This is a genomic window from Symmachiella dynata, assembly GCF_007747995.1.
GTDB classification, from domain to species: Bacteria; Planctomycetota; Planctomycetia; order Planctomycetales; family Planctomycetaceae; genus Symmachiella; species Symmachiella dynata.
This window is the reverse complement of record NZ_CP036276.1, coordinates 6,920,998-6,935,133: the sequence shown is the minus strand read 5'-3', so window position 1 is coordinate 6,935,133 and position 14,136 is coordinate 6,920,998. Positions and strand designations below refer to the sequence as shown.

The window sequence follows — 14,136 nt, the reverse complement described above, 5'->3', positions numbered from 1 at the left end:
GTATTGAGAGATTTTTTTGGAATTCTCTCTGCTTTGCCGTGCGGAAAGACCTATCTGATTAGCTTGCCATCAGTTGCCATTGGTCGTGTGGATTGAGATGGCGGGGAATGTCTATCTTTTAATCCGTTGCTACCTCGACATCGGGGCAGGCGGACTTGACCGAAAAATTGCATTGCGATAATTTTCCGCCCCCCGAGCCAAAACTCAGGCGAATTCAGCACCGGTGCAGAGTTTCCCCGTCGCGAATTCCTACAAAAAACCATAGTTGGCTCGTCCTCTCACGCTACCTCTCAACACTCTATCGTTTTTAGTCTCTCAGGAAGGAACCTATGACCCGCATGTTCCCCCGCATTCTGCTCGTTGGTGCAGCGGCGGTTGTATCCGTCGGGAGTTCGGCTTCTGCCCAATGGCAGCCGTCTTGTGCGTCGTGCGCGCCGCCCCCGGTCGTTCAATGCGTTCAGCCGCAGCCTTGTTATACAACGGTCCCGGTCACCGAAATGCGCGAGTATCGCCAAATCGTGCAGAAACCCGTTGTCGAAACCAGTTACGTGGATCAACAAGTCACCACCTATGAACCGGTGGTGGAAGATCGCGAAACCGAAGTTCCCACCGTGGCGTATCAGGACGTCACCGAATGCCGTCAAGTGACACGCGATTGCGGATATTGGACGACCCAATATCAGCCGCGTCCTAAAATGACTCCTTGCCAATACGACAGTCGGCCGGATCTGTTCGGATTTCTCAATCGCGTTGGGTACGGCGTCCGTTCGGCCTTCACACCGAACTACTCTGTGCAACACGCCTATGTGCCGAATGTACAGACGGTCAATGTCCCTGTGACGCGCCGCGTCGCCGTACATGGCACGCGTAAGGTGAACTACCGCGTGACGCGGATGGTTCCCCGAACGACCACACAAAAAGTGGCCGTCAACACCGTGCGGATGACCAGCCAAGAGGTTGTCACCCGTCGGCCGGTCACCGTGTATCGTTCGGTTCCGCTGGGATCAACAGTCGCGACGTATGCAGCCCCGTACAGCCCGACCACCGCGCGTGCTCCAGCACCGCAACCGGGCAGACGTGAAGCTCAACGCCGCGATCCGAGCACCCGTTCGGACTTGCAACCGAGCAGTACCATTCCCAAACGGGAAACTGACGACAGCCAAGGCGATCATCTCGATAATTTCGACGATTTCAGCGATCCGGAAGCGATGGTAATTCCGAAGCGACAGCCGGAATTGGCCCGAAAGGTACCGGCGCCGGCTCCTAAAAAGGCGGACTTCCGCATGGCTGGATTTCGTCCGGCCAACGGAGCACGTTCGACGGCCACACGTGTGGGGCAATGGATTGCCCATCGCACACCCTCAGCCCCGGCGATTGCCGCACCGCAAGGTCCGGCGTTTCCGGAACGGGCTGTGGCGCTGAGCGGCAATTAGCATTTGCCGAACATTCTCGTAATAATCAACAGGCACCGGTCGACTGGCCGGTGCCTGTTTTCGTTCTTTGGCAGAAGGAAGTTGCGTCAAGATGGCGACCGAAATCATTTTGCAATTCGACGGACCAATCGCCCGCGTACGGATGTCGACTGAAAACGGCGTGCACGTCTTCAGCCAAGAAACACGGCAACAATTGGCGGCCACGCTGGATCAACTCGAAGCAGACGACAACAGTCAAGTGGTGATTTTCAGTTCCCACGGACGAACATTTTGCGCCGGGGCGGATGTGTACGAACTGCGGAGCCTCAACGAGCAAACGGCATACACAATCGCCCGTGAGGGACAGGAATTGATGTCGCGGATCGAGCGGTTGCGACCGGTAACGATCGCCGCCATTCATGCCGCGTGCGCGGGGGGTGGGAGCGAATTATCCCTGGCTTGCGATCTGCGTTTTGGCGCCGCGGGCTGTCGCATGGGATTGCCGGAAACATCGATCGGTGTGATCCCTGGTTGGGGGGGCACGGTGCGAACCGCGCGGTTGTTTGGACCATCAGTCGCCAAACGGATTGTGTTGGCCGCTGAATTGTGGCCGGCTGAAGCAGCGCTAGGTTTGGGACTGCTGCACGAGGTATTTCCCGATGACGAATTCCAGACAGCCGTGGAACAGGAAGCTGCGCGGCTGTTGGCGCGGGGTCCGGTCGGTTTGGAAATGGCTAAGCGGTTGCTCAATTCATTCGTACCGGGTGATATTGACGAGCAATTAGAACAGGAAGCGGTCGCCTTTGCCGCTTGTTACGCAACCGGCCAGCCGCAGGAGGGGGTCAACGCGTTTTTGGAGAAACGTGCGGCGAAATGGTAAGTCGCGGGCGAATCGAGTACAAAAGCAATTGTCGGATTGTTTAAAATATTCACGCGAGTACTGCCTCGCGCCGCTGAAAACGACTCATTGCTAAGGAGAACTCCAGATGTTACTGCGTGCACGATTCCTGCCTGTTGCGACGTTGTGTGTCGCTGCGTTGATTTGTGTCGGCTGCGGAGAACCCGCTCAGACCGGGTCTGCGACGGAAAAACTCAACACCGCCCCACCGCTCGAACCAGAAACTCCCCCTGCTGCCGCGAGCGAAACCGCTGAACCGGCCAAGGAAGAAGCCGCCGCCCCGAAAACGGATGCCGCAGACGGCGATGAGACGACCGCGACCGCCAATGTCGATTTAAAGGGCATGACTTTTGCCGCTCCGGCCGATTGGAACCGCGAAGCCAACCCGTTTTTTGTTGAAGCGAAGTTTATACTGCCCGGGGAAGATGGCGATGCGGAATTGACGATCATGCCAGCCGGTGGTGGCAAACAGGCCAATATTGATCGTTGGATTGGTCAATTCAAAATGGCTGATGGTGACGAACCGGCGGTGACCGAAATCGACGTCGACGGTAAGACGGCAACGATGGTCGATATTCGGGGTACGTTCAATAGTCAACGTCCCGGCCAAGGCCCGGCGGAAAACCAACGCATGCTTGGCTTTATCATTCCCTTTTCCCCCACGGACAACTATTTCGTCAAAGCCACCGGCCCTCAAGGGACATTGGCTACGCACAAAGATGCCATTGTGGAGTTCGTCAAAACGGGAAAACTTAAGTAAGTACCGTCCTGTCTGCGGGGTGACTCATTCGGAGTCGCCCCGAGGCCTCCAGCCTGTCACCTCAAGCTTCATTTCGCTATGCCCAAAAAATCCGCCGATGACTGGTTCGCTGAATATGCGGTCTGCCATCAAAACGCGACCAACAAAACGTTGCACTGGATTTGCATTCCGCTGATTGTACTGAGCTTGATCGGTCTGTTGTGGGGCGTGGCGCTGCCTGGAACCGCAAGTCTGGATTCCCCCTATTGGAATTGGGGGATGCTGCTGATTGTGATCAGTCTGTTGTTCTATTTGCGGTTATCGCTGATGCTGGCTGCCGGCATGTTCCTGGTCTCCGCAGCGGCGGTCGGCGTGCTGGTTGCTTATCAGCGGACGGGTCTTGGCCCGGTGTGGGTGGCGTCGTTGGTGGTGTTTGTGGTGGCTTGGATCGGCCAATTCATCGGCCACAAAATCGAGGGGAAAAAGCCCGCTTTCTTTGAGGATATTCAATATCTCCTGATCGGCCCGATTTGGCTGTTGGCCTTCATTTATCGCCGCTTGGGAATTCGGTATTAGCAATGCGGCGATTTCAAATCGAATTCGTGCAGCAGCGCGGCGATCTGGTCGCGGTTGTTGAACATCATGACGTCGATGATGGATAGGTTGGGTTGGAACGTGTTTTGGAATTGCTGATAGGCAACGTCGCGCGTCTGCAGAAAACTGAGTTGCTGGCCGTTTTGTGCAAACACGTCGCTCTCGTATAAATCGGTTCCCCCAATGGCGTTCACATAGTGCGACGCGTGCAGAGCCCGGCAGATGTCGAGCACCCGGTTTTGCCCGCGCATTGCGGGGGAATGTTTAAGTTCCGAAGACCGCCGCAACAGCGTCTCGATTCCTAAAGCGTCGCAAACTTTCGATAACGTGTGGGACACAAACGCGGCTACGTTGTCGTCCCGGCAGGCAAAACAGTCCTGCACCAAGTTCAGCGTGTCCCGGAAATGCGGGGCGGCGGCGTAGGCCATTTCGAGGCTCTTGAGCGTGCGCCGTTTGTCACGCTCAAACGAGGACGCAAATCGCCGCGCGCAGATCGGCAGCGCGTGGGATGCCTTGAGCACCGGCAAGGTGAAATAGCGCGGCTGGCCATTGATCAAGAGGCGATTTCGGTTGATCCATCCGTTCTTGATGTACTGCACGTCGTCGTAGATGACCAGTTCATCGACGAGGTTCACCAACTGGAAATAGCCGATCCACGGAAAGAGATAGGGCTGCATGATTCCAAGTTTCATGCGCGGCTCCTGTCTTATTGAACCTGTGCCGACACGCGTGTGCGAAACAAGGTTCGCAACATCCGCAACGGCGAGAGCAACGAACGTCCCAATCGGTAGCTTGAGGAGCGTTCATGCTGCGCGTTCAGTTTGACGATGTGCTGTTCCAAGGTTTTGATGGCTTGGTCGTATTTTTTGCAAGCTCCGTGCAAGCCATCGATTTGAATGACAAACTCTTTCAACAGACGTTTCCCAGCGAGATCAGATAAATGGCGTGGCAGATTTCGATGGAGTAACAGATAAAGTTGCGAAATGATCGCTTCACAATCTTGTTGTGATTTTGATGTCCAAACCCCTCCAGGATGGACCCGGTAAGCGGACATTGTTTCCGGGAGATAGCCAATGTCACCATGCTGGGCATTGAGGATATGCAGCGGCCAGTCCCCCAAACCGGCTTCCAAAAACCAGTCGGGAAAATTGCCGAACAGCCCATTGCGATACACGACCGAGCAGGTTTGCATGAAATTCCCATCGATCAAATCTTCGATCGTGGAAACGTCTCGGTCAAATTCCAATGGAAAGTTAAACCCAGGATTGCTGGCATCATCCCAAAAACAATGGGTGGAATGAAAACAGATGGCCCAGTCGCTATGGGTCTCCAGCGCATGGACCTGCTGTTGCAGTTTCTGTGTCGACGTCCAGTAGTCGTCCCCTTCGAGCATCGCCACATATTTCCCGCGGCTCGCGCGCAATGTGCGGATCATGTTCAGCCGACCGTTTCCGGTATATTGGCCGAGGTTTTCCGTTGCCGTTAAGACACGGATTTTATCTGGATGCGACTGTTGCAGTTCCTGGGCGATCTCAGTGGTGCCGTCGTTGCTTTGATCGTCGCCGATGATGATTTCGTAGGGGAAATCGGTCTTTTGCGCTAAGACGCTGTCCACAGCTTGGCGAATGAAGCGGTGTTGATTGTAGGTGATGATGCACACGCTGAGCAGCGGCTCGGTTACGATTTGTTCAGCAGCATGTTCGCGTGTGGCGGCGGCAATGATTTCGTCGGCCTCAGTCATTGATGTCGGTCGTGTTGTGCAGTCCTCCCGCAGTTTCATCTAAGCAGCTTTCCTTCGTGTGAGTGAGGAGCGGATCGTTGCGCAAATCCGAGAAATATCATCCGGCGAAATCGCCGTTCCAGTTGGTAAAATCATGATGCGTTGACACAAACGGTCGGTTTCCGGAAGAGCATCGAGATATTCCGGGTACAGCGTGCGATACGGTTCCATGCGATGGCAAGCGGGGAAGAAATAGCGCCGGGCCAGGATTTGGGAATCATGCAGCCGTTTCAAAAGTTCGTCACGGCTCAACGGCGCGTCGTCGTCGACCTCGACAACGATGTAATGAAAATTTGTCCCCTCCAAGTTCGTCTGCGGATGCAAATGCACATAGGGAATGTCCGACAGGCCCGCGTCGTAGGCGAGGTAGTTGCGACGGTTGATTTCGAGGACGTCGTCTAACTGTTCGAGCGAAGCGAGCCCCATGGCGGCGCAGACTTCGGGCATCTTGCCGTTGATTCCCAATTCAACGACGCGGTCCATGCTTTCAAATCCGAAGTTTTTCATCAGCCGGATTTTTTCAGCCAAGGCATCGTCGTTGGTGGTCACCGCTCCCCCTTCAAAGGTATGGAAGAATTTGGTCGCATGCAGGCTGAAGACTTCGCATTGCCCAAAATTGCCGAGCATGCGGCCTTGGTGGCGGCAACCAAACGCATGCGCCGCATCATACAGTGTGGCCAAATTGTGTCGGCTGGCGATCTCGTCGATGGCGTCCGTGGGACAGGGACGGCCCCAGACATGGACCCCGGCGATTGCCGAGGTTTGTTCGGTAATCAGGGCTTCGATTTTTAGCGGGTCAATGCAATGTGTCTGCGGATCAATGTCACAAAACACCGGTTTCAAGCCGACCCATTGCAATGCGTGCGCTGTTGCGACGAACGTAAAAGCGGGCAGAATCACTTCGCCGGTCAGTCCCAGCGCCTGTGAGGCGATTTGCAGTCCGGTTGTTGCGTTGTTCACCAGCACGACATGTTTGACCTGCAGGTACTCGCTGAGCCGGTGTTCGAGACGCTGCACCAGTTGGCCGTTGTTGGTGAACCAACGGTTTTCATACATCTCGTCCACTAAGCGGTCAAACGCTGCGCGATCCGACAAATTCGGTTGCCCAACGTGTAGCGTCCGGTCGCTGTCGGGAACAGGGTTTTCTTGGTAGGGAACGGAGTCTCGTAAGTCGTCGGTGATCAAGGATCGTCTCCAAATCTCAAATCGCGTTTCGCAAGCGGTCTTGTACCGCATCGGGCAAATGTTGGCCATACGAGCTTGGCGAGACGCGGTCGTCCCTGTCGGCCTATCTCAAAACAGGTCATCGTCGCGGGACAGCTTGACACGATTTGGCAATTGCCATAAGAGACCGCTTCGGTTTTCGTCATCTTGAATTGTCGTTGTGGCGAAAATCCGTGGAGAGTTGAACGCCCCCAACGGTGAATCCGGCAATTCAACGACCGCTATGGGAATTACAGAAGGAACTGGAGCAGTAGGTGTCGTCCGTCGAAACCGTTGACCCCCGAAAGATCGCTGCCATCGAGTCGGACGTGCTACACAGCCCGCGCTCCGGGGATTGGTTGGTCTATGCTCCCAGCGGCGCGCGGTCCCATCCGTTATTGTTGCTTCGGCAATCATTGAGCAACTTTTGGTCGACGCGCGAGTTGGCGTGGATTTTGTTCACCCGCGACCTGAAATCACAAGTCCGCCGCAGTTTTATGGGATACGCCTGGTTGTTCAGCGGTCCGATCATGACAGCGGCGATGTGGGTGTTTTTGCGGTCGCAGGCGGTGGTTTCGATCGAGACCGAAATCCCGTATCCGTTGTTCGTGCTCTCCGGCACGATCCTGTGGGGTTTGTTACGCGCCGGTTTTGATGCGACTGTCGATGTCTACTCCAGTGACATTCTCAAGAAACTCAATGTGCCCATCGAGGCATTCATTGCGCGGAATCTGGCGAATGTTGCCTTCCAGTTTTTGTTGGCAGGAATCCCGCTGAGCTGCCTGTTCCTGCTCTATCAGTATCGGCTTCCGGCAACAGTGATGTTGTTTCCACTCGCGGTGGCGGGGTTGGTTTTGACGGGTGCGGCGGCGGGGTGTTTTTTGGCGCCGTTGGCTGCCTTGTACGGGGATATCGGCCGCATGACACACATTGTGTTTATGGGGCTGATGTATTTGTCGCCGGTGATCTATCCTGTGCGTGAGACCGGGTGGCTTGGCGCGCTGATGCAGTGGAACCCATTGACGCCGCTGTTGAACCTCTGCCGAGAACTGTTGTTTGGCGGGGACGCACAACCGCTGTTGCCCGCTGCCGTCATGGTGATATTCGCCGCAGGTATGCTTTCAGTCGGGTTGATTCTCTTGCACGTGGCGCGGCCACACATCATTGCCCGGAAAGGCATGTGAGGCTCGATCGCCATGTCGGAAATATTATTACGTTGCGATCATGTCGGCAAAAAGTTTTGCCGGGATTTGAAAAAATCGCTGTGGTATGGACTGACGGATCTCGCCGGCGACATCCTCGGAACGCCGCCGGGCATTTTGCGGTCGGAGGAATTTTGGGCTGTGGATGACGTGAGTTTCGATCTCCGTCGCGGCGAATGCCTGGGGCTGATCGGCCGCAACGGCGCCGGGAAAACCACGCTGCTCAAAATGCTCAACGGATTGATCAAACCCGACGCTGGAAAAATCATGCTGCGGGGCCGCGTCGGTGGGTTGATCGCGCTGGGAGCGGGATTCGATCCGATCCTCACCGGACGGGAAAACGTGTTCGTCAACGGCTCGATCCTGGGACTGAGCAAAAAACAAATCCACGAACGGTTCGACGAGATCGTCGAGTTCGCTGAAATTGGGCAGTTCATCGACTCACCGGTCGGCAACTACAGTTCCGGCATGCAGGTCCGATTGGGATTTGCCGTGGCGGCGATCATGATTCGGCCCGATATATTGCTTCTGGACGAAGTGCTGGCTGTGGGTGACCTGGGTTTTCGATTGAAGTGTCTGAATCTTATTCAGGAACTGCTCGAGGACGCCGCAGTCGTGTTCGTTTCGCATTCCATGCAATTCGTGACGCGGTTTTGCACGCGCGTGGCTGTGTTTTCCGAAGGGCAGATCATTTGCAACAGCCACGATTTGTCGCAAGGGCTACAGGCGTATTACACGCAATGCGAGACACAGTTGAAAGTGTTCGGGAATACCGCTGCCAGAATTCACAACGAGAAACTGTGGATCAACGACGCCGAGGTTCTCGACAACCAACAAGCGGTGATCACCGGCGACGATGAGTTGTCCGTGGAATTGGACCTCGACTTAGAACCGGGCCTGCCGGAGGTGGAACTGCGGATCACGATCGAAGATTTTTCCGGTCATCCGATTCTGGCCATCAAACCGCAGCAACGCGAACAATTGCGATTTACGGAAACCCAGCGAGGCGTACGAATGGATCTTGGGAATTTGAAATTAACCCCGGGGAAGTATTGCCTGATGTTCGCCGTCGTCACCGTCGAACGGATGGAACGTCTGACGCGCAAAGCGGGATCCTTGGAGTTTCAATTTGGCGGCGACCATGTCGAGTGGGCATCGGTGATCCACGAAACACGCGTCCGCTGCGCCTAAGATGTACGGTGCGTCGCGACGCACCTTTCTCGCACAGGACGAAAAATGTCTCCCATGAAAATGAGTGATGTAAACAACGATTTTTCGATGAGCGTCAAAACATTGGCAAAGCGATTCTTACGACATCGAAAGGTGCGTCACGACGCACCCGACCGATTTGTTGGCCCCCAACTTGTAGCGCTTCTTGGCGGACACCTTTAGGTATGAATGCAGTCGGCGGATATTTTGAATGGGAGCCGACCGCTAGTGGTGAGCCGTTACATCCGCATGCGCGGTTGGCCCTGAATAGTGGGCGCAGTTGTGTTGGCTGTTTGTTGAATGTGGAAAAACCGACGGCGGTCTGGGTTCCGTTTTATTGTTGCGACGCCCTGCTGGAGCCATTTCGGGCTGCGGACATTCCCGTCAAATATTATGGTTTGGAGCCGGACTTGTCGGTCTCACCTGAGATTGAGTTGGGCCATGGCGAGCGGATTGTCGTGATCAACTACTTTGGTCTGCAGAACAAGCAAGTCGCCGCTCTTGCAGACCGTTGGGCGGAGTTTTTGTGGGTCGATAATACGCAGGCATTTTTTCACACCCCCGCCGCCCCCAAAGCATTCTACTTCAATTCCGCCCGCAAGTTTTTTGGCGTTCCCGATGGCGGTTATTTATACGGCCCCGACGATGCCGCCCTGCCCTCACCCGACACCTGGCAGCGGAATGCGAACTATCGGTTCGAACATTTGATCCTGCGCGAACAGGGAGAAATCTCCGCCGGGCATGAGATTTTTCGCGAGAATGAACGTCGCAATGGCGAAGCGATCACGCAGATGTCTCGACTGAGCGAATCGATCCTCGGCGGCGTCGATTACACCCGCGCAGCAAGGATTCGCCGCGAGAACTATCAATACTTGCACGGCGAATTGGCCTCGCGCAACCAATTGCAGGCGAGTCTCTTACATCTCGATGCCGACGCGGTTCCCTTCTGTTACCCTTTTCTGCCGCAGCCGCCAATTTTACATCAACAGTTGTGGGATCAGCAAATCTTTGCGCCGCAATTGTGGGCCGAATGCGTGTCCCGCGAGGGCGACGTGTTTGACTGGGAACGGGAATTGAGCCGCGCTTTGTTACCGTTGCCGATTGACCAACGACTGGGCCGCGCGGAGATGGACCGTATCCTGGAGGTGCTCGATGCCGTCGCATGACCAGCGGGTTCCGGAATACCAACGGACTGAAGAATTAGAAACACTGCTGAAGTTTTTCGAGGCGCGCCTGGGGCCAGTCGAACAGCGTGAAATCACTGAGCTGCCACTGTGTGATGAGCCGATCGTGTACGTCATGGGATGCGCCCGCAGCGGCACGACGTTGGTTTACCAATATTTGGCACAGTCGGGCCTGTTTGCCTATCCGTCGAATTTCCTTTCTCGGTTTTATTATGCGCCGTATCTCGGGGCGCAATTGCAAAAAATGTTGTACGACTGCGATTTCCGTGATGAAATTGGCGGTGCAGTCGGAGCAGCGTTTGAATCGCAACTCGGCAAAACGCGGGGCGCTCTGTCCCCGCACGAGTTCTGGTACTTCTGGCGGCGGTTTTTTCAGTTCGGTGAGACGCAACAACTCAGCGACGCTGAACTGGCGTCGTCCGATGGGCAAACGTTTATCCGCGAACTACGGGCTTTGCAAACGGCCTTCGCAAAGCCGTTGGTGCTCAAGGGGATGATTCTGAATTGGCACATCCCCTATCTCGCGCATCTGTTTGCCAATAGTTATTTTGTGATTGTCCAGCGGGATGTTGCGGACAACGCGCAGTCACTACTCGCCGCCCGGCGAGAATTTTCCGGTTCGGATACGGCGTGGTATTCATTCAAACCACCCGGTTACGAACAGGTTTTGTCGCTCGCTCCGCCGCAGCAAACCGCATGGCAAGTTCTGGCGACCAATGCTGCGATTCAACGCGGCGCCGCAGCGATTCCTCAGGAGCGTGTTGTGCACGTGTCCTATGAACAATTTTGCGCTGCTCCGGGATCACTGTTGCAAGAAATCTCCGACAGATGCCAGCGTCCGTTGTCTGCGAATGCAGGCGACCTGCCGTCGTCGTTTGAGGTGCGGCAACGCAGCGACGGTCATAATTGGCCGCAGATCATCCGCGCTGTCCAGCCGTAGAGAATTCAGCCGGTTGATCGATTCCAACGATCTCTAGTCGTGTGTCGTAGACACATTGCTGGCAGGTTTTTATCTCGCCTCCCGTCGTCCGAACGAGCTGACATCGTTTGAACTAGCGACTGATCCCCTATAGAATGAGCTTTGCTTCTAGAATCATATCTATAGATCCGTTCAATTTTTCCAGTTTTTCCGAACTACCTAGATGAGCGGAAAAATAACGCGAAAGGTGAGAGTTATGGCAGGTCAGGCACCGAAAGCGGTCGGCACGGGAGTCGTGCTGCTGCTGATTGCGATTTCCGTCGTGTACTTTTTCAACAGTCGCGAAAACGAAGTCAACAAACCTCAGGATGGAAAAGAGAGAGCGGCTCAGAAAGACCAAGTCGTCATCGACGAAGTCTTGACTGGTGCAGGAGTCACGAAAGAAGCCCCCACCGACGAAGTTGTTGAGGGCAAAGTTGAGGTGGATGAAGGTGTCATTCGTCAGATCGTCGCGAAACGCGAGGAGTTGGATCAGACCGTTTGGTCCGATGAAGTTACGGCTCAAAAGTACGAAGAGCCCTTTATCGGCTTGTGGGACAAGATGCGTTCCAGCAAAGACCAAATGAACGAACTGGCGGACTTCACATTCGAAGATTTGACGCTCGGGATGCCGGGTGAGCCGACCCGTCATGATCACGGGATTGACGCGTTTCTCTGTGATAACGGCACGCAAACGTTCGATCCCGCTCAGTGGAAGAAGTGGCTCAGTGAATGGAAAGACTCCGGTTTACGGATCGTCCAGTCCGAATGGCATCATAGTCGCTTCGAACCCAGTGAAGAGTCGCCACGCTCTGACGTATCGTTTGTCTTGGATCTTGCCAATGATTCAGAGCAGGCTTTTTATAACGTTCGAGGAAAGCTGGTGGTGCATTGGAAGCCGCTTTCAACACCCGCCAGTCGACCCGAGGCTCGCAGCATCGAAGCCACCGATGTCAAAATCCTCAAACGCCAAGCTGCTCCGATTTTTGAGGAAGCTGCGACTATGAAGGTCAACACGAAAGCTCGGCTGCTGTTGATCGCGAACGATATTGATGGTGATGGTTTGTCGGAGCTGATTTCGCCCGTAGAAAATGCACTCTATTGGAATCGGGGAGACTTCCAATTCGAGCAAGATTCACTCTTCGAAGTCCCCCCACCGCCTGGGCTGGGCTTTTCGGGAGTCATGGCCGATTTCACGGGAGACGGACGAGCAGATTTTCTGGGTGCAGGCAGCAATGGCATCGTTTTTCTGTACCCTGCCGACGAGAATGGACGGTTTACAGCACGTGCAAAGCCGATTTTCTCGGCCAAGGATATTCGTGAGCCAACAGTCCTCACAGCCGGTGACATCGATGCCGACGGTGATCTGGATGTTTGGATTGGCCAATACCGGCAACCCTACAGTGGCGGCCAGATGCCGACCCCTTATTTTGATGCCAACGATGGGCATCCCGCTTATTTGCTCCGCAACGACGGGGATGGTGCCTTTGAGGATATCACCGAGTGGAGTGGGTTGACCGAAAAGCGAAATCGCCGGACCTACTCTGCCTCATTGGCGGATGTGGATCACGATTCGGATCTGGACCTGGTCGTTGTCAGCGATTTCTCGGGTATTGACGTGTATACGAACGATGGAACCGGGAAATTCTCGGACATCACTGACGAAAGACTTAGCGACCGGCATGCCTTTGGCATGTCTCTCAGCTTTGGTGATTACAATTTGGACTCCAAGCTGGATTTCTTCATGACGGGCATGTCGTCGACGACCGCCAAGCGGTTGCATCAAATGGGGCTTGGTCAAGAAGAGTTCGAGGATTATCAATCGAATCGCCCCGAAATGGGCTATGGCAATCGCATGTATCTTGCCGATGGGCAAGACTTCAATCAGGCGACGTTTAACGATCAGGTCGCACGAACGGGCTGGTCCTGGGGATCGACTTCGTTCGACTTTAACAACGATGGCTATCGAGATCTTTTCGTCGCCAACGGTCACAATAGTCAAAAAACGGCGAAAGATTACTGCACGTCGTTTTGGTGTCACGACATCTATACGGGGTCGTCGAAAACGGATCCGAAATTGCGCGACTTCTTTGAAATGAATCGCAAACTGAATTTCTCGGATCAAGGGATTTCGTGGAATGGATTCGAGCATAATGTGCTCCTCATGAATGAAGGTGGCCAAGGCTTCCTGCGAATCGATTTTCTAGCGGGTGTTTCCTCCGAACATGATTCGCGGAATGTGATCAGCGACGACTTCAATGGCGATGGGCATATGGATCTCGTGATCCGCAGCCGAGAGCCGGTCAATCGGACTTGGTCGATCCATGTTCTGGAGAACAAGGACGATTCGGATGGGAATTGGATCGGCGTCAACCTGGAGGGGACATCGCGTTCCGGACTCGGTGCCAAAGTCACAGTCAAGACGCCTAGCCAGACGCACGTTGCCCCGATTGTCGCCGGCGACTCGTTTGTTTCCCAACACGCACCGGTCGTGCACTTCGGTCTGGGAGCTGAAACCAAGGTCGAGGAAATCGAGATCCAATGGCCCGACGGCGCAGTTGTGAAAATCCCCAGCCCGGAAACCAATCGCTACCACCGAATCGAGTCAGCCGATATCAAGGAAGCGAAGGCTGCTGAGGACTCGGAAAGCTAGCAGACGTCCCGCCGAGTCGTCTGCTTTACCTTGCGAATTGGTGAATGTGACCAAAGCCGGCAGCCGACAGTTCCCACGCCATTATTTCCGGCGTTGGGAGCTTTGTTGCCGGCGCATGCGCTTGGCCACACAGACTTTGTGGCCCTGGTTGGGGCAGCAGCGTGGGAGAAATCCCATCCCCATGGTGTAAGCCTTACCGCTTCGATCCGTGAGAGAAGCTGGCAATCAATCAGAATCTGATGCGGTTTCTAGTTCGACCCGCAGGCGTGTTTTCCACTCAGAAGACACTGCCGACGCGAAAGGC

12 protein-coding genes are annotated in these 14,136 nt (G+C 54.9%); 9 read left to right on the top strand and 3 right to left on the bottom strand.

Features of this window, described 5'->3' with window-relative positions; genetic code table 11:
* The first annotated feature begins 329 nt into the window (after window positions 1-329).
* The 4 genes from Mal52_RS26420 (at window position 330) to Mal52_RS26405 (ending at window position 3,625) form a co-directional block, all read left to right on the top strand.
* Window positions 330-1,433 (top strand): hypothetical protein, encoded by a 1,104-nt coding sequence (locus Mal52_RS26420; RefSeq protein ID WP_145379659.1) that lies wholly within the window; start codon window positions 330-332, stop codon window positions 1,431-1,433.
* 91 nt (window positions 1,434-1,524) lie between these two features.
* Window positions 1,525-2,292, top strand: coding sequence for an enoyl-CoA hydratase/isomerase family protein (locus Mal52_RS26415; RefSeq protein WP_145379657.1), 768 nt, complete (start codon window positions 1,525-1,527; stop codon window positions 2,290-2,292).
* Window positions 2,293-2,398: 106 nt separating this feature from the next.
* Entirely contained in the window at window positions 2,399-3,070 is a 672-nt protein-coding gene (locus tag Mal52_RS26410) for a hypothetical protein (protein WP_145379656.1), read from the top strand.
* Window positions 3,071-3,148: 78 nt separating this feature from the next.
* On the top strand, window positions 3,149-3,625 hold the full coding sequence (locus tag Mal52_RS26405; RefSeq protein ID WP_145379654.1) for an Mpo1 family 2-hydroxy fatty acid dioxygenase: 477 nt from the start codon (window positions 3,149-3,151) through the stop codon (window positions 3,623-3,625).
* On the opposite strand, the gene Mal52_RS26400 is transcribed toward Mal52_RS26405, so the two are convergent.
* From Mal52_RS26400 to Mal52_RS26390, 3 genes are read right to left on the bottom strand one after another with little or no spacing between them, the layout of a single operon-like run.
* Window positions 3,622-4,335 carry a WbqC family protein gene (locus Mal52_RS26400; protein WP_145379653.1) on the bottom strand — a complete coding sequence of 238 codons (714 nt, stop codon included), beginning with the start codon at window positions 4,333-4,335 and terminating at the stop codon, window positions 3,622-3,624. The genes Mal52_RS26405 and Mal52_RS26400 overlap by 4 nt on opposite strands.
* Window positions 4,336-4,349: 14 nt before the next feature.
* Entirely contained in the window at window positions 4,350-5,423 is a 1,074-nt protein-coding gene (locus tag Mal52_RS26395) for a glycosyltransferase family 2 protein (RefSeq protein WP_145379651.1), read from the bottom strand.
* The gene (locus Mal52_RS26390) at window positions 5,424-6,677 is read right to left on the bottom strand and encodes a DegT/DnrJ/EryC1/StrS family aminotransferase (protein WP_197534479.1); all 1,254 of its coding nucleotides are present in this window, start codon (window positions 6,675-6,677) and stop codon (window positions 5,424-5,426) included.
* 224 nt (window positions 6,678-6,901) lie between these two features.
* Between Mal52_RS26390 and Mal52_RS26385 the strand changes: the two genes are divergently transcribed.
* From Mal52_RS26385 to Mal52_RS26365, 5 genes are all read left to right on the top strand, one after another.
* Window positions 6,902-7,810 (top strand): ABC transporter permease, encoded by a 909-nt coding sequence (locus Mal52_RS26385; RefSeq protein ID WP_145379649.1) that lies wholly within the window; start codon window positions 6,902-6,904, stop codon window positions 7,808-7,810.
* 12 nt (window positions 7,811-7,822) lie between these two features.
* Window positions 7,823-9,019, top strand: coding sequence for an ABC transporter ATP-binding protein (locus Mal52_RS26380; protein ID WP_145379647.1), 1,197 nt, complete (start codon window positions 7,823-7,825; stop codon window positions 9,017-9,019).
* 203 nt (window positions 9,020-9,222) lie between these two features.
* On the top strand, window positions 9,223-10,203 hold the full coding sequence (locus Mal52_RS26375) for a hypothetical protein (protein WP_145379645.1): 981 nt from the start codon (window positions 9,223-9,225) through the stop codon (window positions 10,201-10,203).
* Complete coding sequence (locus Mal52_RS26370; protein ID WP_145379642.1) at window positions 10,190-11,161, top strand: sulfotransferase; 972 nt, start codon at window positions 10,190-10,192, stop codon at window positions 11,159-11,161. The genes Mal52_RS26375 and Mal52_RS26370 overlap by 14 nt, the downstream gene beginning before the upstream one ends.
* Before the next feature lie 235 nt (window positions 11,162-11,396).
* Window positions 11,397-13,832: a CRTAC1 family protein gene (locus Mal52_RS26365; RefSeq protein ID WP_197534478.1), complete on the top strand. Its 2,436-nt coding sequence runs from the start codon at window positions 11,397-11,399 to the stop codon at window positions 13,830-13,832.
* The last annotated feature ends 304 nt before the right edge of the window (window positions 13,833-14,136 follow it).